A 21318-nucleotide genomic window follows, 5' to 3' on the forward strand; every position below is an offset into this window, starting at 1 on the left:
GGATCGCGAATAACGGGCTTTGGCACAGCGTCCTCACACGAACACTGGGTTCCTTCATGCCTGAGGGCTTGTTTGTGGTTCGTAAGCCCTGGCGGGGGAATGCCCTTGCCATTTGAGTGCATTCTCAGACTGTTGGGTGCAGCGCTATTTTTGGCGGTATTGCCGTTGTCACTCGTCCGCCGATTTTTTGATTCTTGAAGCAGGGAAGGGTGTGGTACCTCCTGACGCGGCGACTGGCTTTGCAAGCGCTTTTTACGCCGTGTCCACATGCCGGATCATGCTAATGCCATAGAACCGTTTATTAAGGAAAAGTGCGCAGGTTGTTCGGCATTTCTCGCGTTATGTCTTAAAGTAGCCGGTTGCCGAAAGAACCGTCATGGCCATAGCCATGAAGGGCTTTCATCCTTTACAAATAAGTGTGGTGAAGATGAACAAGCCTTTCATTTCGCTGTGCCCTGAAATTACTCGGGCACATGCGCTGACGTTGAAGGATTGGTTGGAGGATGAGCGCGTCACTTGCTATCTGAGCGATTCACGTGACGTTTCCCGCTCCATCGAGCAAGTCATTGATCGGACTCAATTACCGATCCTGACCCATCTATTCAACCGGGGTGGCCGATTCTTCATGGCCTATGACCGGCATGACTCCCCGGTGGGCTTTGTCCGTCTCATCAAGACCGGCTCGAATTGCGAGATAGTCCTAGTCATCGGAGACAGCGACAAATGGGGCCGAAACCTTGGCGCCCGCACAATCCGCGAAGGCATGAAACTGGCCTTCCTCGACATGCGGGCCGAGAAGCTCATCGCCAAGATCCACGCGGACAATGCGCGCTCGCTGAAAGCCTTTCTGCGCAGCGGCTTTCTGCTTGAGAGCGAAACGCCGACATTGAAGTCATTTTCCATGACGGCGGGGCGCTATCTCCAGTTCTTGCGCGAAGGTGCAGTTGGCGATTCCACTGGGATCTACATCACTGAAATCGACAAGGCCAGGCTCGAGATGCTGATCGCGCTCGAGCAAGGTCCGGCCGTTGTTGAACTCGAACATGAGCTTGAGCGAGCCATTGTCGTCAAGCCGCAGCAGGTGGCGCGCAATGTCGTCACGATGAACTCTAGGGCCTTGCTGCAGCTGGACGACAAAGAGATCGAAGTGGCCTTGGTCTATCCTGAAGACGCGGACAGCAGCGCCGGGAAGCATTCCGTGTGTTCCGACATCGGCGCCGCCATCCTGGGCTATCAGGAGGGGGACGCCATCGACTGGCGAATTTCTGATCGGACCCGCCGGATTGAGATCAGGAAAGTGCTTTACCAGCCGGAGGCCGCAGGCGATTTCCACCTGTAATTGCGCCTTTAGCTCAGTGTTCGTCCATCCGGCGCGAAGATCCCCCAAAGGACGGTGCCTCGAACTCCCGCGTTGAAGTCGAATGCATGGCGGTAAAATCCTGAAAGTAAATTTGATGGTCTGCTGATTCGCTCTCGATCACGAGATGGTCAACTTCAGTGATGTGATCCAGGCGACAGGGTTTGCGGTTGCATCGCTGGAGATTGTTGATTGCCGACTCAAGAACTGGGGCATCCGCGATGGCAGACCAGGACCTGTGTGTGCTCGTCCAGATCGAAACGCAAGCGGCATTGGACAAGATCGAAGAAGTCGCAGCTGTAGAGAGCATCGACGGATTGAGAGAGTGGACATCAGAAGCAGGTTTGTCGAATCAGTGTTTTGAGCTGCTCATGAACATATCTGGCATAGCACATCATTTAACTTATGGGCGATGTTTACTGTTCATGAGTGATCGAAACCTCCAATCATTGCTAGGGGGTTTAGCGGGTGTAGGGAGCCTCATGTTCACAGATGTATGTTCATGAAGAGCTGAAAAAGGTCAGGGGGCGGGTACGCTAGCTGCTTCTGTATCGCTGGCCGCCTTCGGTAAAGATCTGGACAAGGGCGGGGCAGGGAAGGTGATCCCGGCTGATTCTCCAGTCGCTCCAGCTGAATCCAGCTCAAGTGCTACAAAGGTGCAGAGAAAATAACCGATTCAGATATTTTGACACGCATCTAGGAAACCAGGGGCGATTCAGAGATCCAACCACCACAATCAGAACCGCAGCCATTGCTGGAACGGGTAGCTATGCCCACGCTGCGTTCCACTCCGCGACAATATTCGACCGTCTAGCAAACCTGCCTGGATAAAGGAGCCCACGAATGGGAAGTATGCGCACCGCGTCGGTAGTAGCCAGGATCGGCGGAGCGAGGGTGTGATGAGCTTTCACGGCCTCGACCCGTTGAGCTGCGGTCAGCTGCCCAGAGCGGTACTGGTTGAATAAGCCATAACAGAAAGCCGTGCAAGCCATCGGTGTCCAGCCACGCAGGGGGCTCAACCTCACCCACATGCGCATAGTAGCTGGACCAGGGCCACGCAGCGGGTTCACCCACCATGCCTGCGCGCACCTGCCTCAGCTCCACGTAGCGGCACACCTCCAGCAGGGAAGCATCCCGATCGACCAGAATGGCCTTGAACCGCCCCTGGAACAAATGCCTCACCTTGCCGTGCCGTCGGTTGAACACCTGCGTGTACACGCCGTTGACATGCCGCATCAGCCACGAAAGATTCGCCTGCCGGGTATGGAGCACGAAGTGGTAGTGATTGTCCATGAGGCAGTAGGCCAACGCTTGGGCATCGAAGCGCTGCATGCCCTGAGCCACGACCGCCAGCAGGGCTTCGCGGTCGGTGTCGTCGACGAAGATCGGCTTGCGGCGGTCGCACTCGGGAAGTGACGTGATAGATCGCGCCGGGGAATTCGATGCGGAGAGGTCTGGTCATGGGTTGGGCAAGTTAAGAGGGAAGGGGGGCAAAAGGCAAGACCTAACCCCGAATCGGACCCCGATCATCGCCTTGACCCCGAATCTGTGGAGTGAACGTCTTGATACCGCATTTGCAGACGACCATCTGGACCTTTCGGGAGGGCCGGAGTCAGCCAACGACAGATCGAGCGCGTCACAGGGATGCGCTCAGCAACCACAACTTATCCCAGCTGGATGTACAGAACCATCGGGACCGGTGTGTCCTGTCGCAAAATTTGCGCCATGGTAAAGAATCGAGCAAATCCTGCACGCTTCTATCGGCTGATTAATATCGCCTTGACGCCAGGCCAAAATTACCAATCTACCCAAAGAGGGGGCTGTCCAACCGCCGGCCATCAGCGGCAAAATGGGTCCGACCGCCCCACTCTCCGCACAGGCAAAAATTGATCTACTTCCTCGCGCAACACCTGCCGCATGGGCAGCAGAAATGCGCGCCGGATCAATTAATGAATGACTTATTGATCCACTATGCCCGGATTCGCTTATTGCGAAACTGTCATTATCGATATCATAAACCCCCGCTATGACAGTCGGGCTTTCACCAAACGTGCTCATGGTCGCGCCTTTGGAAACCTCCCTCTTCAAGTACTCGGCAGCACGATCTTCTACTGATCCGTTTAGTCTCCTGAGATCCCCTGTGCCTTGGTGAGCCGCCAAGCCAAGAGGATCAATCCACCCCGAGCAATTCGCCGCATACCGAAACAGATTAATTCCACCCAATAACCCCAGGGGATCTTTACTGAGGAAGCCCCCGATATTTCCATCGTAGTATCTGTGCCGGTTGTAGTGCACCCCTGTTTCGGCATCTCCATACTGACCCTGCAGCCGTATTGGATTGGTGACCTCGTTGACCAGCAGCCGAGCTTGCCCCCAAACGTCGTACCGCGCCGCCCAGACAACCTGCCCGTCAACTTTGGTCAGCAGCATCGGAGAGCCGTTCGGATCGGTCTGATAGAGATAGTTGGTTTCGCCTTCCAGTAACGCCAGTGGCACGAAGGTGCTCGGATAGTGCACGTACTCGCGTTGCACCTGGGTTGGTGGCTGCGCCTCACCCGTCTCTTCGGCCGCTAACACTTCTCCATCCCATCCGAAGCAGATGCAGACGTCACCCGTGCGCTTGAACACGCGCCGCCCCAGCGGGTCGTAACCGTAGATGGTTTCAACTGTCGGTGTTTCTCCATCGCCGAACGTCAGCCGAGTGTGACTGCGCACTAGCCGCTGATTCGCATCCCATTCCAACGCAAGTGTCTTCGGCTCATTGCCGTCCAATTGCCGCTCATCCCGCCGCTCCACCAGATTGCCCGCAGCATCGAAGCGGTAGAACACCCCCTCGCACCAACCCTCACGCCGCCATAGGCCGTCCTCCCGCACTCTGGTCGTCAGCCGATCCCCCACCGGATCCTGGAAGAACCGCTTCAGCTTCCCTTGCGGATCGACATGCTCGACGATCTGCCCCAGCGGGTCGTAGCGGTACTGGTCCAGCCCGTACTGGCTGTCCTTGCGGTGCGTCAGGTTGCCGGCCGCGTCATAGGCGTATTGCGTGTCGAACAGCCACTCCGCTTCTCGTCTGACACCTTGCGCCGTGAGCCGTCCTTCGGCGTCGTACTGGTAGTGCCGCTCCAGTGCCGGCGCCAAGGTCTCCTTGACCACCTGTCCCGCCGCATCGCGTTCGATGGTGATCGGCGGATCGTCGTTGATGTGGATGGACGTCGGCTGCCCGAGCGCGTCGTATGCATAGGCGACCGTGTTGCCCGCGCTGGTTTCGCGCCGGATGCGTCGGCCCAGCGCATCGAAGCCGTTCTTGATGACGAAGTCGCCTTGCCGCTCTTCGAGCAGCCGCCCCTCGGCATCGAGGGTTCTCGTCACTGTCACGTGCTCGTTGGCGCAGCCGGTGAGGTTGCCATTCGCGTCGAAGTCGAAGGTTTCCTCGAATTGGCGGCCCGCCTCGAACGGATGCTCGAAAAGCTTGCTCCGGATGCGCCCGAGTTTGTCGGTCGTGTACTCGATCATCCGACCCGGCGGGTCGCAGCTTTGTTTCAGGTGCCCGGCGATGTCGAAGACGTAACGCGTGGCTTGGCCCCAGTAGTCCACTTCCTCGACCACCCGACCGAGCGCGTCGCGCTTGAGTTCGTACCGCTCGCCGCGCTGATTGCTCACGCCGACGAGCTGTTCCTCGGTGTCGTAGTGGTAGTGCACCACGTGCCCGTCGGGCTGATGGCGTTTGGCGACCAGCCCTTGCCCGAAGTACTCGAAGCGCGTGCGGGCACCGTTCTCGTCCTCGTAATGGGTCAGGTTGTCCTGCGCGTCATAGGCGCAGCGGACGTGGGCACTGCCCGGCAGGGTCGCCTCGACCAGCCGGCTCTTGCTGTCGTAGCGGTACGTCGTACTTCTGCCCAGCGGGTCGCTGCGTTCGAGCACGTTGCCCAGCAGATCGCGCTTGATCCGGGTGACCTGGCCCAGCGCGTTCTCGACTCTGACCAGGTAGCCGTCGCTGTCGTAGCCGAGCCGGGTGGTGGCGTTCAGGGCGTCGGTCACGCCCACCAGCAGGCCGGCCTCGCTGTATTCGTAGGTGGTTACCGCTCCCAGCGGGCTGGTCTGTTCGATCAGCAAGCCCCGCTCGTCCCAGCGCTGGCGCCAAGTGGCGCCGCTGGGGGCGGTGATCGCCGTGGGCTTGTTGCACGCATCCACCTGGATCGCCAGCGCACTGCCGTCTGGTCGTATGAGTTCGAGCAGGTTGCCTCGCTTGTCGTAGGCGTATTGGATACGGTGGTTGCCCGCATCCACCACGGCCGTGGTGCGTCCCGACTCGTCGTATTCGTAAAGCGTGCGCCCACCCAGCGGGTCGATTTCCAGGACGGGCAGGCCATTTTCGTCGCACTGGACGGTGGAGACGTGGCCCAGCGAGTCGGTGATGTGCACCTCGCGGACCGCCGGGGCGTAGGCGAAATGGTAGTCATATAGCCCGCCGTCGCCCCAGGCATGCACCACCTGCCAGGTCGCGCCGCTCTCGTCGTATTCGTAATGGAACGACAGCCCGGTGCGGTTGGTGTGCCCCACCATGTGGTGGCCGTCATAGGCGAAGCAGTACGGGTTGCCCAGCTCGTCGCGGACGGCGGTGAGGTGGCCCTGTTCGTCGTGCTCGTAGGTCACGAAGGTGTGGCTGAAGTCGGCATCGGACGCGCACAGGGTCAGCGAGCGGATGTGCTGCCCGGCGTATTCGACGAGCAGGTAGCGTCCGCCCGATTCACGGATCGTACGCAGCCGGCCGTCCTCCCGCTCGTAATCCAGCCAGTTGCCGCACAGGTCGCTGGTGCGGTCCAGCGGGACTTCGCGCAAGCCGTCCTCACTACGAACCAGCAGCGCCTTGGGGAAGTGGTAGATCAGATCGCTCTTGGTGCGCACGCGCCATTCGTCGCCGTGGTCGCTGAGCAGCGCACCGTCCATCAGTTCCAGCACGGCCGCAGCGTCGCCGATCCCGGCAGGCAACATGGGGAACAGAGTCGGCCCTTCGCTGGGGTGGCGGAACATCACGTCACCATCGGCCGCATCGATTTCCAGCCGGGCATCGGCAGGGCTCTCCCAACCGATGCCGCAGGCACCGGGGCGCTCACTGCCGGAGGCGTAGTTGCGTGTCCATTCCAGCGGGATGTGCCAGGGCAAGGTAAAGTCGCTTTGCCCGACGCTGACCTCGCCGTTCAGGATGTTCACCGGCTCGGCCCGCAATATTTTGCACTTCAGGACACCGGCTTTCATGTTCTTGAACAGCTTCTGGCGGAAAGTGGGTTTCTTCGGTGAAGAGGGGGCATCGTGTCCTTTGCTCCCCGGCGTATGCCCTTTGGGGGCCTCGCAATCGGGGCCTTTTCCGTCCGAGCCTTCCTTGTTGCCCTTAGAGGAGCTACAAGCGGCCATTAATCCCAGCACATCCACCGCTGCCAAGGGATTCGCCGGATAGCTATAGAGATTAATGCCTCCTTCTTGTCCCATCGGATCCGACTGCAAATACCGCCCCAGCCTCGGGCAGTACACGCGAAACCGATTGCAATGCATCCCCGTCTCCCGCTCGAACCAATGCCCCGGCCAGCGCAGGTCATATTCGACCGTATTGCCCTCGGCGACGCGGAGCAGGCCGTATGGGTCGATGTCTTCCGCCCGCCAGGCTTCCCGTCCCCGGGCATCCTCGATGCGTTCCGGCAGGCCGACCTGGTTGCAGAAGACGAAGTACGCGCGCCCCGATTCGGGCGGGGCGTCGGGGGTGTCGTAGTCGAGGAACAGGAAGGGCAGGAAGGCGTCTTCGTTGGCGTAGACGTAGAGCCGTAGCCGGCCGTCGGGCGCGGTTTCGGCCGCGAGGCGGTCGCCGTCCCAGTGGTATTCGGTGCGGGCCTGGTCCAGGGTCTTGGCGATGCGCCGGCAGAGGCCGTCGTATTCCGCCGTCCAGGCGTCCGGACGGTCGCTCCAGGTGACCTTCGCCAGCAGGTCCATGCTGTTGTAGTGGTAGCGGGTGCTGTGGCCATGGGCGTCCACCACTTCGCAGAGATGGTTGCGGTGGTCGTAGCGGTAGGTGCCTGCGCTGGAGATTTCCAGGCGGTTGCCTTCGCGGTAGCGCATCCACGGCACGGCCGGGGTGGCCAACAGGTTGCCGCCGGGGTCGTAGGCGTAGTGGCGTGTCGCCGAGCCGTCGCGGATTTCCCAGACGAGGCGGTGGGCGGCGTCGTAGCGGTATTCGCGGATGCCGTCGATGTTGCTCTCTACCCGCCGCAGTTCGCCTTCGCCGCTGTAGTGGTAGCGCTGCCAGCGGGCCGCTTCGGGCTGGCCGGAGGACCAGTGCAGACGGCCGATGCAGCGGCCGTCGAGGTCGAAGCCGCGCAGTTCGCGGCTGCCGTTGCCCAGGGCCAGCAGCAGGTGGCCGTCGGCGCCGCGTTGCAGGTGGTGGGTGCCGCCGTCCGGGGTGTGGATCAGCAGGGGACCGCCCGGCTGCACGGCGTAGTCCACGGTGAAACGGTCGAAGTAGGTGGTCCGCGCCAGGTGCCGGCCCCGGTACTGGTGGCGCACGCCCTGGCCGTCGCGCAGGTCGCTGGTACGCCGGTCCGCCCAGTCGTGGCTCATGCCCACCTCGTGGGTGTCGGTGGAGGCTTCGGTGAAGTGGCCGCGCTCGTCGTACTGGTAGCGATGCACTTCGCCGGAGGCCAGCAGGCGTGTGCTGTGCAGGCCGTTGTCGCCCACTTCGAAGCGCAGCAGCAACTCGCCGTAGGCGTCGCGCTTCTCGATCAGGCGGTCGCCGGTGTCGTAGGCGTAGCTTTCGCGGGTGACGCCGTGGCGGACGACGCGGGTGATGCGGTCCTTGTAGTCGTAGTCGTAGGTGCTTTCGTTGCCGTTGGCGTCGATGACCTGGCGGACCTTTTCGCGTCGGGTGTAGCCGTAGCGCACGCTGTGGCCGAGCGGGTCGGTCTCGCTGCCGCGCAGGTTCCAGGAGGTGGTGGTGTAGTGGTGCTCGCGGCCGTCCTTGTCAGTGAAACGGATCAGGTTGCCGGCCGGGTCGTGTTCGAAGTGTTCGCGGCGGCCGTAGGCATCGAGGCGCTCCACTATCCGGCCCAGCACGTCATGGCGGGTTTGCGGCGGCAACTGTTCGGGCAGGGCGAGCACGTCGGTAGCCAACTCGGCCAGTTCGGCCGGCAGGTCGAGGGGGGGGGCGGGCAAGTGCTCGATGGCTTCGCCCCACTGCAGGCCGAGCGGCGTGCCCGGCACCTTGTGTTCCAGTGGGTTGGGCAGGTTGGGGGCGTCGTCCTTGGTCGGCCAGACGTTGCCCCAGCGGTCCATGCGCCCGGTGTTATGGCCGTCCGGGTCGTAGAGCCAGCGCATCACGCGGCCGCCGGAGTCCTCTTCTTCGACGATGTGGCCGTCGGCGTGGGTGAGGATGTTCCGTTCGCCTTCGTAGGGGTCGATGACGCACACGACGGTGCCGGCCTCGTTGTAGAGGAACAGCCATTCGCCGCCGTCGGCCTCGGTGACGCGGGTGCGACCGGGTTCGTAGGCGAGGTCCACCCGCCACAATTGGTCCTGGCCTTCGCTGTGCACGCAGCGGCCCTGGGCGTCGTAGGCGTAGGAGAAGGAGTAGCCGTTGCGGTCGGTCACCCGCGTCATGCGGCGCTGGGCGTCGTAACCGTGGAAGCCGCTGTGGCCGAGGGCGTCGTGCCAGGTGGCGAGGCAGCCGGCGCCATCGTATGCGTAGCGCGCCACGCTCAGGGTGTCGTCGGGCCGGGCGCGCAGTACCTCGGTGATGTGCCCCTGGGTGTCGTAGTGGAACCACCAGGTCTGCAGGGGCTCGCCGGCTTCGTCGACGTCGCAGAGGCATTCGAGCCGGCCGTCGGGGTGATAACGCGGGGTGCGGCGGATGATATTGTCGACGACGATCCCGGCCAGGCGGGCGTGAATATCCTCCGGCCTGCCGTGTTCGAAGCCGAGTGTGGCGTGACGATCATGGCGGAGGATGAAGCGGGTCGGGCTGGGCTGGCTCAGCGTATAACCGCCGAAGGTGCCGGCGTAATGGCCGTCCGCCTGGCGCGGGAATTCGTACTCCCGGCGGCGCGGGTCGATGTACAGGGCGCGGGTGCGCAGCAGGAGCAGTTCGTGCTGGAGGCTGTGGCGGAAGCCGAAGCCCAGCGGGCCGTCTTCCTTGCTCCAATGACTGTAGTAGTAGCGCTCCCAGGTGAAGCGGCCTGGGCCCTGGTCCTGGTAATCGACCAGTTCGTCCGCGCTGGCACCGGTAACCGGGTCTACCGGGTGGCCGGGGCGGTCGCAATCGGGGTTGGCTTTCTTGCTCTTGGGGGTGGCGAGTTCGGGGAGCTTCTTCGCTGCCTTGGCCAGGCCGCCCGCCACGTCCATGGCGTCGGGCAGGGGGAAGCCGCCGATCAGCACGGTGGGGTTGCCCATCGCCAGGGTGCCGGTGCTCGGCGGGACGCCGGGGTCCTTGCCGAGCAAGGCGCCGAGGGCCATGGTGGCGGCGTCGGCGGCAGCCTGGGCGGCAGTCATGGCCGCTTCGCCGCCTTCGCCACCCTCGGCCTGCGCCGCCGCCGAGAGGCCGCCCGCTGCCGCGCCGACGGCGGTCATGGCCATGCCGAACTTGCCGAAAGCGGAGGCCGGGTTGCAGTGGCGGGTGATGTCCAGGCTCATGCGGGCGGCCCGCGAACCGCCGATGTAGGTGTTGCTGGAGCCGGTCCAGATGTCGTAGCCGGGGAAGAAGCTGCCACAGGTGGGCGCGATGCCCAGATCGCCGGCCCGCGCGGCGGGGATGCCGCCGATCAGCACGCTGACGCAGCACGAGCCCAGGGTGGTGCCGAGGCTGGGCAGTGGCGCGTTGAGGCTGGGCGGGTGCGGATGGGCATGCGGCACACCCCGGTGCGGCACACCGAGCACTGCGGCGGGCATGCCCGGCGTGAGGTGGTCGAGCGGTGAGACCAGTAGCGCCAGGCCGGTGTTGAGCAGCTCGAAGGGGGCGCCGACCACGGCCAGGGCGGCGTTGACCCAATGGCTGACCACGCCGACCTCGCCCTGTTCGGGCGGCGGTGCTTCTTGGAACGGCAGGGCGGTGTTGTTGACCACCTCAGCCAGGGCATCGACGCTGGTATCGCCGGTGGGAGCGATCAACGGTTCCGCGGCCGGTTGTTCGCCCGCTTCGGGGAGCTTGGCGGTGGTGTTCCAGTTCATTGGACCGACTCGACCGGAGCAGTTTTCGGCGTGCCATCGTCCAGGGCGGCTTTCTCTGCCCTGAAGCCGCGTACCTGTTCACGCAAACCGGCGTCGGCACAGAGGGCGATCAGGCGGTCGAGAATCGAGCGGCAGGGTTCGAGGCAGCCGAACTGCAGGGCCAGGTCCTTGGCCGTCACCCAGGTGCGCGCCGCTTCGGTGAGTTTGCCGGCCCCCCGCTGCGCTTCACCGAGTTGCTCCAGCGCGTCGAGCTTGGTGTTGAGGAACATCAGCTTGCCGGCGCAGCGCTCGGCCAGTTCCAGGTAGCCTTGCGCTTCGCCGCAGCGCCCCACGCGCAGGCAACTACCGCCCGCAGCCATCAGCAGGTTCAGGGTGACACTCAGGTCATTACCGTCGGCGGCCTGCGCAAGCGCCTGCTGGTAGCGCTGCCTGGCCAGGGCATGATTGCCCTGGCGGGTCGCGACGTCACCCGCGCCACCGAGGGCAAGCGCCTGGCCGATGCTGTCGTCCTGCTGGTGGTGGTAAGCATGCAGCAGGGCGTATTTCTGCGACGCCTGATCGAGGCGGCCATGGGCCAGATCGAAGGCCGCGAGCTGGGTCAGGGCCTGCATGCGCTCGGCCACTGGCAGCGCGGGGTCGTTGACGCTGCGGGCCAGACCGTCGGCCGCCTTGGCGACGGAGAAGTCGATGCTCAGGACGCAGGTGTGGTGGGCCTGGGCGTCGGCGAACCGGGGCAGCAGGAAGGGCGCGGCTCGGTCGTCGCGGACGATGAAGCGCTGGCCCTCCATCCACGGCTCGACGTCCTCAAGCGCCAGCAGGCGGATGATCAGCTCCAGGTAGCCGTTCGGGTCGCCGATCGAAGCCGGCGCGAATCCCCAGACGATACAGGCGTGCGCCGGCACGCAGCGGCGAATGTGCTCAATGGCGGCTTGCAGCCGCGCTGCCGGCTGGCCCGCAGGGTCGGAGCAGGCCAGCGGCAGCGGCGGCCACGGTGCTTGCTCGTCCTCCACGAGGAATTCGTTGCCGGCGCGAATCTGCATGGCCAGTGAATCGACGCAGCGCTGCAGGTAGGCGGCACTGTCCGGGCAGTCGAACGGAAAGAGCAGGAAGATATGGCTGGGCCATTGCCGGTCCCAGTTCTTCAGGACGCCGAACGGGAAGGCACTGTCGCAGTCGGCCATGTCGAGGATGAGTGTGGGCTGGTCGGGTTGTTCGATGAACGCCTGCAAGCCGGCTTCCATCGTGGCGAATTCACGCTTCATGTATCAGCCCCGTGGTCAGTTCAGCCGGATGAAGCGACCTCGCACCACAGTTTCGGCGTCGGTACGGATATCGACGCCGCCCCGCCCGCCACGCAGTTCGATGGCCTCGGCCCGCAGCCGCAGTTTGCCGTCGACCAGCAGGTCGACATCGTCGCCGATCAGGCGAACCACCGGCCCCTGGCTGGAGCCCTGGACCTCTATCAGCGAGTTGCCGCGGGCATCGGCGATGCGCACGCACTGGCCGGAGGGCACCGTGATGGTCTGGCTCGCTTCGCTCGGGGGCGGCTGTATTGCGCCGGGACAGGGTGGCTCCAGCATGGCGACCACCAGGGCTTCGGGCCAGTTGGCGGGCTGATCCAGCAGGACGCGGTCGCCCCGCTGCGGCACCACGGTGCGGACGCATTCGAGCCATCGTGCGACCTGTTCACTGCCCGCCGACCAGCGCACGAACACGTAGCCGGGCAGCTCGGAATGATGGGTATCGATGACTTCGCCGAGCAGGGACCGGGGGCGTTCGCTGGTGGGACTCGGCGTGGCTTTCGGCTCCTGCCGGGGCGGTGTCCGGCTGCGTTCCAGCAGGTCGCGCAGGGACGCGATGGGATCTTCCGTGGAGGTTTCGGAGGGTAGGGGAGTGGAGATGGGTAGCATGTCGGTCGCCTTTCATTGGGCTCCGCCCGGAGGGAGCGGGAGGTCACGTCATGGCGCCGACAGCGGGAACTGGTGCCGGTGGGGTAGCGAGGGGGGGACGTTCTCGGCCGGGTTTCTGGGCCGAGCGCCTGGGTTCCATTCGAACGCGCCTGCACATCACGGGCTCGTTGGCATTTCACACGGCGTGCGGGAAGGACTTGAAACTTTCGGAGAGAACCAATGGGGAGGGTCAGCCAATCTGCCAAACGCCGGTAATTTCCGGCGAAACATCCTTTGCATTTGGCTGAACGATAAAGGGTGTTATCGATCAGCGTGTTCACTTTGAATAATCCGTTATTGGCAGTGATTGATTTCCATTAGTGAGAAACGGTAGCTCAAGGCGAGGCTTGACTTCAACGAAACCGAATATAACGATTATTTATCGATGAGCCGTTGGTATGTAGTGTGTGGAATTTGTATGTGTTTCACATTTAGCGTGACTGGGCAGAGATGCTTTGTCTTTTATTATTTTTTCTTATGTATTTCAAAGAGTTGTAATTATAAAAATTGCAGTTCGCTGGACGTCCCCATGAAATCGAAAAGCAGGTGAAACGAAATCCAGATGAAGTCTTATGGCCAGCATTCTGATTGCTAATAATGCTTTCATACTGACGCTTATCCTGAGTGCTTATTGCAAAATAATCTTTCAATAAACGAAGTCATCCAAGCATTCAGGCAGCAATCTGAATTGAGGCCTCGGCTTTTGGCATAGGAATAGAAAGCCTGGATCGCCCGCGAAGGATTCGCCATGAACACGAAGGACATGGCCCTTAAAGAAAATGGATGATAGAAGCGAACTTGTCGAAACAGGGCCTTACGAAGCACATGAACACATCTGACATAGTACATGATTTAACATAATATACATTATGCGAATCATTATATGGAGGCCTGGTGGCCGTGGGTTGTGAGCGTCAGGAATAAAGTGGAATTTCGTCAGCTAAAAAATGTAATCCCTTGGTAAACAGCCACTTAGACGACTCTTAAAACGGCTATGCCCGGAAGTTCCCTGCGAATGTCAGGAATAAAGTGGAACGGACCACTTCCTTTTGTCTTTTTTTCCACCTTTCGAATGACAAGACTCATGGGTGGCTTTCGCATCTGGTGTCAAAATCACAGATATTTCGCCACGATTACACTTTTTAGCTGACTTTCTGGTCTGCATTGCCCAGCCTGAAACGTCGCCTAGCTGAAACCATTAGCTCGCAATTCCGCCTGGACCAAATGAAGTAACTCACTGGTCGGCAGTTCGCTCTTGAACTGATATGCCGCTGCCAACAACGTTAGAGGTTGGACACCCAAAAGCCCTGCAATTTCTTGAATCTTTTCAAGTGTTGGGGACTTCAGACCTCTTTCCAAGGTGCTCAGATAAGTCCGACTACTCACGTTCGAAAAGTCCTCCTGGGTCTTCCCCTGTTTTTTGCGAATCTGTTTGAGGGCCTGTCCGAATGCTGCACTAAGTTCCATTTGCTGTACCTGCAAAAGGAACGATGAAGCAATAATGATCACTATAGGGCTACAATCTATAGTGTTCATTTCTACTGGAGGTTGTATGTTTCTGACGCTTGAACACGCGGAGGTGCCGCTCGGAGCCTTAGTGAAAGGCGCGCATTCATGGCGTTACGTCGAGTACCTGACCTCACAGCCGTGGTTCTATGTGATGGCGCTGGAACATGTTGAAGGCATAGCTCGTCCAGCGACACTGCTGATCAAAGCTCTCGATGACTTACTGGAGCTCGAAGGCGTTGACAATGATGCTTGGGAAATCACGCGGGTGCATTTGGTTAGCCCTGGACACCTGAACGGCACAGAGGATTGGAAGATGGAACGGTTGAAGGAAATTGCAAAGATCAAAAGCAATGGTAACTCGAGTCTCCTCTACCTGCTCCATTCAGGCGTGGTTTACTTCGAAAATAGCCAAGCACGCTCGTATCTGTCCAACTCCAATAAGGTGGTGCTTTTCAGGCAAGCACCCGATAGTGGAACCTGACATGCGCTTGCTAGGCGCCCAATGAGTAAAACCGAGGGTGCAACAGCTTCAGAAAATGCACATTTCTGTAAACTGCTTAGCGGCTCTAGAATGCCTGCTACAGAAGTATTTACTGGATTCTTCTGCACATTTTTTTTCACATATTTCAAAGTCGCTTCAGCATGGCTGAGCGATCAGCTCACGTGCCTGGCGAAGGCAATTGCGCATTCCTGGGACTGTGCCAGCGGGGCTCGAACAACGCGTTGTTCCGCCTGGAGTATGGGCTCTCCCAGGGGATCGATTTCTTTGGCGATATGTTCTACCTGATCCACAACACCCGAACCGTCGGTGATGCGCTGCTCGAACTGGCCACCCTCCCCTTGGCGCTGAGCCAGCCTATAGACAATCAAGGGAAACGGAGGCTATTGCTCACCGTTGTCCAGCGGGATGCTCCAGATCACCAGCTCAAGTGCTGCGGCGATCCGAATGCGATGGTCGGCAAGTTGGACGGGCAGCAGGTCCTGAGCGCGCTCCAGCCGACGCAGCAATGTATTGCGGTGCGTACCCAGTGCTTCAGCGGTCTGGGTGATATTGCAGCCATTGGCCAGGAAGGCGTGCAACGAGCGCTGAAGAACCATGGGCTCCGTCGCCAACCGCCCCAGCGTGCTCAAGACAAACTGCCTGGCCGCACGCGCGTCCTGGGTCATCAGAGACACCATCCTCACCTGATCGATCGTGGCAACGGCGGGGGCGCCAGCCAAACGGCCCATCAATCTCTGGGTGGTCAAGGCTTCCAAGTGTGATCGACGGAAACCATTCACCCCCGCTCCCGGGGAGCCGACTGCCGCGCGTATCTTTGGAAATTGCCGAGCAACGCCTTGCAGCATGTTCAGGTCCAGCGGCTTTGCCGCGTTGCTCCAGACCCAAAGGGTGGCAGGGCCCGCGAACACGATCAGGGGCGCGACTGTGCCACTGAGATGCGCCAGAGCGCGCGCCATCTCCTCCAGCGGGCGGAGTTCTGCGTCCGGGATTTCGCTCCAGACGAGGCAGGCATGGTGCTTCTGAGAAAGGCTGTAGCCTAGTCGCTTGCCGAACTGCTCGGTATCCACATCTCTGCCGTCGAGCAACCGACTGACCAGACTGCGTTTGTCAATGTGGTCGTCATGGGCCTGGACGCTCTTTTCTTCCAGGATGATTTGGGTCACCACACGCATGTTGTTGTCGATGAACCCCGAGATCGACCGCAACGAGACTTCCAGGAACTCCTCAAGCACCACCGGATCCTGCGTCAGGCTGAACGCCATCTTCATCCACAGTTCCCAGGCTACGTTTTGTGTCGACCTTGCGACATTCATCAGCAGTTCGGATGCCCCCCTGCGGGCAAGTTCCCTGGCCGTGTCCACCATGTCTGCAGACACGTAGGGTTCCACCGGTTCTCCAGGTCGCTGTAGATTCGCGTTCGCCCAGTGCAGCAATTCTGCCCGATTGGCACGCCGGCACGCCGCCAGGATGACCGGGTCCTCCAACAGCCTCACCTCTTCCGGTGAAGAAAAAAGCGCCTGATTCATGCGCTCGATCCACTCCGGCGGTAGTGTCTGAGCGAGTTCGGCGCCTTTGCGCATGAGCTCACGAACGGCTTCCGATGGGCGTGGCCAGGGGGACGGCGTACTGGTCATGGACAACCACTCAAAAAACGCAGGGAAATAGTGCAGGCGCAGGATGACTGATAGCACCCTTATGGCTTGCGCGCCACGAGCAGTTAGCCCGTTGGCGCGCACGGCAATGAGCGACCCTTCACTCCTGGTAGGGTATTACCCCACGACGTGAAAACAGCACAGGTGCTCCGTCGGCATTGAACAGCGCCTCCGTCAGCGAGACACCATCAGCGGATTGTTTCTCCTGGAAACTGTGTCCACCATCGCTGCTCTGCAGCATCAGCCCGTCCAGCCCGACCGCCAGCACTTTAGGGCCAGCTACCACTACAGAGGTGACAGAGCCTTTGCTTTGCGTCGGCAATCTGCGAAAGCCCTGTTCACTCGCAGAGCCGTGCAACAGTGTCCCACGCTGGCCACCAAGCAGCAGACTTCCATCGGCCAGTACTGCGCCAGACCAAAGGGTGCCTTCGTAGCCGGTATCCAGATAACGCCAGCTTTTTCCATGGTCTTCGGAGTGCAACACTTGCCCATGCTCGGCTGTGGCGTAAAGCGTGCCGCGGCTGTCGGCAAAAAGCCCCATCAGGTTGAGGTCGGCCCTCTTGGCGCCTGGTGGTGCCTGCAACGGCTGCTCCGTCCACGTCTTCCCACCATCCTCGGTAGTCAGCACCAAAGACCAGAGCCCTACCGCAACGCCCTGCTGGGCATTGAAAAAGTGCACTGCAAACAGGGGCCGATCCTCGGCGCTGGACAGGCGCTGGATCTGCCAGGACTCACCACCATCCATGGTGGACAGGATCGCTCCCCAGTGGCCAACCGCCCAACCGCGCTTGGCATCCACGAAAGACACCCCCGTCAGTGGTGTGGACAGCGGTACCGAGCTCGCCTGGTGGAAACGCTTGCCGTGATCATCGGACAACAACACGACGCCGTGATCGCCGACAGCAACCACGCGCTCGCCCGCCCAAACGGCGTCCAGCATGGTGGCCTGCGTGGCATTGCGCGACTGGACAGCCGGCATTGCCTCTAACGGCGCGGCCTGGAGAGACATCAGCGGCAACGCGGTGGCGAGCAAAACCGCAGTTAATGAAAGCATGTATCGCATCGTTCTCTCCTCAGTGCGCTAGCGCGCCGATCATGCGCACGGGGCGCCTACGCGGGAACACCCGCTCCAGCCAGACGGCGAAGGCCGGCAGCACGGTCATGGCCATGACCATATTGACGATGAACATAAAGGCCAGCAGCTTGCCCATGTCAGCCTGGAACTTCAGCTCGGAGAACGCCCAAGTGGCGACGCCAACTGCCAGGGTGATCGCGGTGAAGATGGTGGCGACGCCCACCTCGAGCAGCGCGTACTCGACCGCCTTGGTGATCGACTGGCCATGGGCCTGATGCAGTTGCAGACGGTTGTAGATGTAGAAGGCGTAGTCGACGCCGATACCCACTGCCAGCACCATCACCGGCAAGGTGGCGATAGTCAGGCCGATCTGTAGCTCCTTCATGAACCAGTAGCCAATGAAGGTGCCTATGGTCAGAGGCAGACAACACACCAACACCGCTCGCCAGTCGCGATAGACAACGAACACCAGCAAGGCGATGGCGGCATAGACGTACAGCAGCATGGGTGTTTCGCTTTTCTCCACCTCTTCGTTGATGGCTGCCAGGACACCGGCGTTGCCTGAAGCGAGGCGAACCGAAATGCCTGGCATCGGATACTCGCTTCGGAAAGCCTTGGCGGCTTCCACCACCCTATTGATCGTCGTGGCTTTGTGATCTGCCAGATACAGGTGCACGGCAGACATACTGCAGTCGGTACGAACCAGCCCGGGCGTGCGCGCAACCTCAGTGGCCAGCGCGGCGTAGTTCATCGGATCGATGGGAACCGCAGCCATCTTCGGATTGCCTTCGTTGTACCCCTCGTTGAATTGGCGCATGTTGGTGGAGAAGGAAGCGACCGACAGTACGTCAGGCACCCCCTGCATGGCCCACACGAAGCGATCCTGGTATTGACCCAGAGCGACATCCTCGCAGGCCACTTGAGTGTCTTCGCCAGACGTATCCCAATTGACTTCGAAAACCACGCTGAGCCAGTCCAGACCGATGTCGTAGTTGCTGGCGATGGAGACTGCATCGCGATTGAAACGCGAGTCCTCGCGCAACTCTGGCGCACCCGCCTGCAGTGTGCCAACGATACGGTCATGGCTTTGCCAGATCGCGACCAGAAAGACTGCCAAGGCAACGCCAAGCACCCACTGCGCCTTGCGCGGCTCGGCGAGCCGAGCAAGGCCTCGTAGCCAGCGGGACCGGCGCTGCCGGGAGACTTCCTGCGCCGCAGCGTACTTGTCATCGACGTGCAGCAAAGACGCCATCAACGGCAACATCACCAGATTGGTGACGATCTTGTAGGCCACGCCAAGTGATGCCGTGATAGCCAGCTCCCGCACCATCGGGATGGGGATCAAGAGCAGCGTTACAAAAGAAACCAATGCGGTCACCAATGCCAGGGTCCCAGGGATCAGCAACCCCGTGAAGCTTGAGCGCGCCGCCTCTTCGGCGCGCTTGCCAATCGCGATTTCACGGACGATGAAGTTGATTTGCTGCACGCCATGGGAGACCCCGATGGCGAATACCAGAAAGGGCACCAGGACCGCCAGCGGGTCGAGGCCGTACCCCAGCAGGCGCAGGCTGCCGAACTGCCATACCAGCGAGGCCAGCGAACAGACCAGCGCCAGCAGCGTGAAGCGCAGCGAGTGGCAGTACCAGTACACCGCCCCCGCCGTTAGCAACAAGGCCAGCAAACAGAACTCCAGCACTGCTGAAGCCCCGTCAGCGATGTCGCCGATCTGCTTGGCGAAACCGATAATCTGGATTTCGAAAGCGCCATCCTCGAATTGCTGGCGGATCTCATTCTCCAGCCGATGGTTGAACGCGACATAGTCCAGATGGGTCCCGTTGGCATCGAACTCATTGAGTTCCGCGGTGATCATCGCACTGCTCTGGTCACGGGAGACCAGCGTGCCAATGAAGCCTCCCTGCGCAGTGGAGTTGGAGATCTTCGCGATGTTCTCGTCATCCAAGTGCTCGGGAGAAACCGTCCCTGGTACCAGCGGATCGGCGCGAAAACCTTCTTCAGTGATCTCGTTGACGAAGGCATTGGGCGTCCACAACGAACGCACACTGCTGCGCGATACCCCCGGGAAAAAGGTCACCGCCTGGGTAACGTCATAGAGCCGCTTCAGGCCTGGGGCGCTCCAGATATCGCCATTTCGTGCCCTGACCACGATGGTCAGCCGGTTTGCCCCCAGCAGATCATTGCGGTACGCCTCGAATGTCTTGATGTATTCGTGGCCTATCGGCAATTGCTTTTCGAAACCGGCATCCATACGCAGTTGCACGGCGAACCAGCCCATGATCAGGGTGAAAACGGCCAGGCTCGCCAGCACCAGCCGACGATGACAGAACAAGACGCCCTCAACGCGTGACAGCATGCCACGTGCCCGGATTTCAGATAGTTTTACAGAACCGTTCACGGCAGGCCTCACAAGGTGCGGGAGATCGCGACACCGACATAGTCGCGGTCACGGTACAGCTGATCGTAAGGGGTCTCGCCCCCCATGAACTTCGCGTAGTTGAGGGAAATCTGCCAACTGGCCGGGTTTCGCACGAAGTTCAGGTAGAGGTTCATACTGCTCGCGTCTTCGGTGAAGGTTGCGCTGAGGTTCGGTGTTCTTCCCCCCAGCGAGCGCGAGTAGAAGACGCCTGGGGTGACCTGCCATCCCGGCAGCAAGGTACCGTCATAGGTCAGGCTGAAGTCCAGATTGATACCCGACGAGGTCTTGTCGCCATGGGCCTTCGGCGCTGTCGCGGGGTCCAGCTGCCAGGTATTCAGGCCGGCGGCGATCGGCTCGCCATTGACCTCGTCATGCAGCCCCGGGTATTTGATGACCACCAACTCAGTCAGCAAGGTGCCCGTGCTGGCCCCGGTGAAATCGAGCAGCGTCGGGGAGTTGGAAGGCGTAAAGCTATACAGGCCGGTCAGGTGCCACTGGAATTTCTTCTCGTCCTTCCAGCATTTGCCGCCATTGCTCGAACACAGATCGATGACCGGGTTGAGCGCGACCGAGTCCTTCGGTCGGTACGACAGCTCTGTCCCTACTGCCCAGTCGCCAATCGGCATGTTGGCGCTGACGCCATACATCATCCGATCTTCCTGATAGCGCCAGGTCGGTGCTGCCGCGAAGGTGTTCGGGTCAAGAATGTCTACCTGCAATGACGGCAACTTGTCGTGATAACGCATCACGTAGAGGCCATAGTTGATGTCGCTGTCCTCCGGTTGCCAACGCAGCGAAACACCCCACTGGCCGCTGTCGCGGGCATCCTTTTCGGAGAACCCGTAGGCCCCCCTGCCCTCACCGAGGCCATTGGTGGTGGACCAGTAGCTCCCTACCGGTGGCATTTCACTCTTGTTCCATCGGAACTGATAGTAAGCCTCGATATTCACCCCGGAGCCCAGGCCCGATGCAACGCTGAGCATCGGCGCCGGCAGCACGGCCTCCTTGAGCTGTACGCCGGGACGGGCCAGGGCTTGATAGTCGTAGGCATTGGTATTGTTGATACCACCGGCCACGAACAGGCTTTCGCCCCAGTTGATCACTTGATTACCCAAGCGAGCCCGAACCCGCTGCCCGCCGACATCGAAGCCTTTGCTCACCCACAGATCGAGCAGGCGCGCCTTGAAGGCGAGGTCGTCGCGGGCGTCGTCGCTGAGGCCGTTGCTGCCGACACTCTCGGGCGTGTTGAACGACAGCGTGCCCGTGGTATCGGTGGCGGCAAAGTCGCGGATCCAGGTGCCGCGCGCCATGAAGGTGAGGTCCTCGGGCATCTTCAGCAACAGCTCGTGCGTACCTTTGAGGTAGTTGGTGAAGAGATCGCCCCGGTCGTAGTTCAGGTCGCCCTGGTCAGCCACGCCCGAGGTCTGCGCCAGGCAGCCAGAGGGCACGTTGTGCCCGCTGGGCCCCTGGTTGATCAGGTTGCAGCCCCGCGACTCCGTACGCACGCCCATGCCTGCGGTGATCGTGGAGTCGAACGAGCCACGGATAGTTTCGGTTTCAAATGTGAACCCCATTGCCAATGGGGTTGCGCACGCGATGACAAAGCCTGACGTTTTGGTAATTATTTTTTTCATGC

General features: G+C 60.9%; 11 protein-coding genes. 2 read left to right on the forward strand and 9 right to left on the reverse strand.

What is annotated here, in order from left to right:
* The first annotated feature begins 376 nt into the window (after window positions 1–376).
* Complete coding sequence (locus tag BLV20_RS02800) at window positions 377–1339, forward strand: bifunctional GNAT family N-acetyltransferase/nucleoside diphosphate kinase regulator (RefSeq protein ID WP_092296670.1); 963 nt, start codon at window positions 377–379, stop codon at window positions 1337–1339.
* An 828-nt stretch (window positions 1340–2167) separates the two neighbouring features.
* On the opposite strand, the gene BLV20_RS31970 is transcribed toward BLV20_RS02800, so the two are convergent.
* The 5 genes from BLV20_RS31970 to BLV20_RS02830 all read right to left on the reverse strand — a co-directional run bounded on the left by BLV20_RS31970 (window position 2168) and on the right by BLV20_RS02830 (window position 13977).
* Window positions 2168–2701, reverse strand: a complete 534-nt coding sequence (locus BLV20_RS31970; protein ID WP_371914285.1) for a transposase — start codon at window positions 2699–2701, stop codon at window positions 2168–2170.
* 306 nt (window positions 2702–3007) lie between these two features.
* The gene (locus tag BLV20_RS02815; RefSeq protein ID WP_092296676.1) at window positions 3008–10561 is read right to left on the reverse strand and encodes an RHS repeat-associated core domain-containing protein; all 7554 of its coding nucleotides are present in this window, start codon (window positions 10559–10561) and stop codon (window positions 3008–3010) included.
* Window positions 10558–11823 carry a tetratricopeptide repeat protein gene (locus BLV20_RS02820; protein WP_139192670.1) on the reverse strand — a complete coding sequence of 422 codons (1266 nt, stop codon included), beginning with the start codon at window positions 11821–11823 and terminating at the stop codon, window positions 10558–10560. Before BLV20_RS02820 ends, BLV20_RS02815 begins: the two co-directional genes overlap by 4 nt.
* A gap of 15 nt (window positions 11824–11838) precedes the next feature.
* Complete coding sequence (locus BLV20_RS02825) at window positions 11839–12471, reverse strand: hypothetical protein (protein ID WP_092296682.1); 633 nt, start codon at window positions 12469–12471, stop codon at window positions 11839–11841.
* 1224 nt (window positions 12472–13695) lie between these two features.
* Complete coding sequence (locus tag BLV20_RS02830) at window positions 13696–13977, reverse strand: helix-turn-helix domain-containing protein (protein WP_053261595.1); 282 nt, start codon at window positions 13975–13977, stop codon at window positions 13696–13698.
* A gap of 85 nt (window positions 13978–14062) precedes the next feature.
* Here BLV20_RS02830 and BLV20_RS02835 point away from each other — a divergent pair, with 85 nt between their 5' ends.
* The gene (locus BLV20_RS02835; RefSeq protein ID WP_053261208.1) at window positions 14063–14500 is read left to right on the forward strand and encodes a hypothetical protein; all 438 of its coding nucleotides are present in this window, start codon (window positions 14063–14065) and stop codon (window positions 14498–14500) included.
* Between the two features lie 401 nt (window positions 14501–14901).
* Here the strand turns inward: BLV20_RS02835 and BLV20_RS02845 are convergent, their stop codons facing one another.
* The 4 genes from BLV20_RS02845 to BLV20_RS02860 form a co-directional block, all read right to left on the reverse strand.
* Window positions 14902–16155 carry a PucR family transcriptional regulator gene (locus BLV20_RS02845; RefSeq protein ID WP_203031542.1) on the reverse strand — a complete coding sequence of 418 codons (1254 nt, stop codon included), beginning with the start codon at window positions 16153–16155 and terminating at the stop codon, window positions 14902–14904.
* 118 nt (window positions 16156–16273) lie between these two features.
* Window positions 16274–17236, reverse strand: a complete 963-nt coding sequence (locus BLV20_RS02850) for a WD40/YVTN/BNR-like repeat-containing protein (RefSeq protein ID WP_092296685.1) — start codon at window positions 17234–17236, stop codon at window positions 16274–16276.
* A gap of 10 nt (window positions 17237–17246) precedes the next feature.
* Complete coding sequence (locus tag BLV20_RS02855) at window positions 17247–19619, reverse strand: efflux RND transporter permease subunit (protein ID WP_092296688.1); 2373 nt, start codon at window positions 19617–19619, stop codon at window positions 17247–17249.
* A gap of 50 nt (window positions 19620–19669) precedes the next feature.
* Window positions 19670–21316, reverse strand: coding sequence for a DUF1302 domain-containing protein (locus BLV20_RS02860; protein ID WP_371914286.1), 1647 nt, complete (start codon window positions 21314–21316; stop codon window positions 19670–19672).
* Between the last annotated feature and the right edge of the window lie 2 nt (window positions 21317–21318).

It is taken from the genome of Pseudomonas sp. NFIX28 (assembly GCF_900107395.1).
In the GTDB taxonomy this organism is placed as follows: domain Bacteria; phylum Pseudomonadota; class Gammaproteobacteria; order Pseudomonadales; family Pseudomonadaceae; genus Aquipseudomonas.

Bases quoted from the DNA above. Each gene is read 5' to 3' on its own strand.
- BLV20_RS02830 (WP_053261595.1), bottom strand. From the start codon at position 13,977: ATGGAACTTAGTGCAGCATTCGGACAGGCCCTCAAACAGATTCGCAAA.
- BLV20_RS02815 (WP_092296676.1), bottom strand. From the start codon at position 10,561: ATGAACTGGAACACCACCGCCAAGCTCCCCGAAGCGGGCGAACAACCG.
- BLV20_RS02820 (WP_139192670.1), bottom strand. From the start codon at position 11,823: ATGAAGCGTGAATTCGCCACGATGGAAGCCGGCTTGCAGGCGTTCATC.
- BLV20_RS02835 (WP_053261208.1), top strand. From the start codon at position 14,063: ATGTTTCTGACGCTTGAACACGCGGAGGTGCCGCTCGGAGCCTTAGTG.
- BLV20_RS02800 (WP_092296670.1), top strand. From the start codon at position 377: ATGGCCATAGCCATGAAGGGCTTTCATCCTTTACAAATAAGTGTGGTG.
- BLV20_RS02855 (WP_092296688.1), bottom strand. From the start codon at position 19,619: ATGCTGTCACGCGTTGAGGGCGTCTTGTTCTGTCATCGTCGGCTGGTG.
- BLV20_RS02825 (WP_092296682.1), bottom strand. From the start codon at position 12,471: ATGCTACCCATCTCCACTCCCCTACCCTCCGAAACCTCCACGGAAGAT.
- BLV20_RS02850 (WP_092296685.1), bottom strand. From the start codon at position 17,236: ATGCGATACATGCTTTCATTAACTGCGGTTTTGCTCGCCACCGCGTTG.
- BLV20_RS02845 (WP_203031542.1), bottom strand. From the start codon at position 16,155: ATGACCAGTACGCCGTCCCCCTGGCCACGCCCATCGGAAGCCGTTCGT.
- BLV20_RS02860 (WP_371914286.1), bottom strand. From the start codon at position 21,316: ATGAAAAAAATAATTACCAAAACGTCAGGCTTTGTCATCGCGTGCGCA.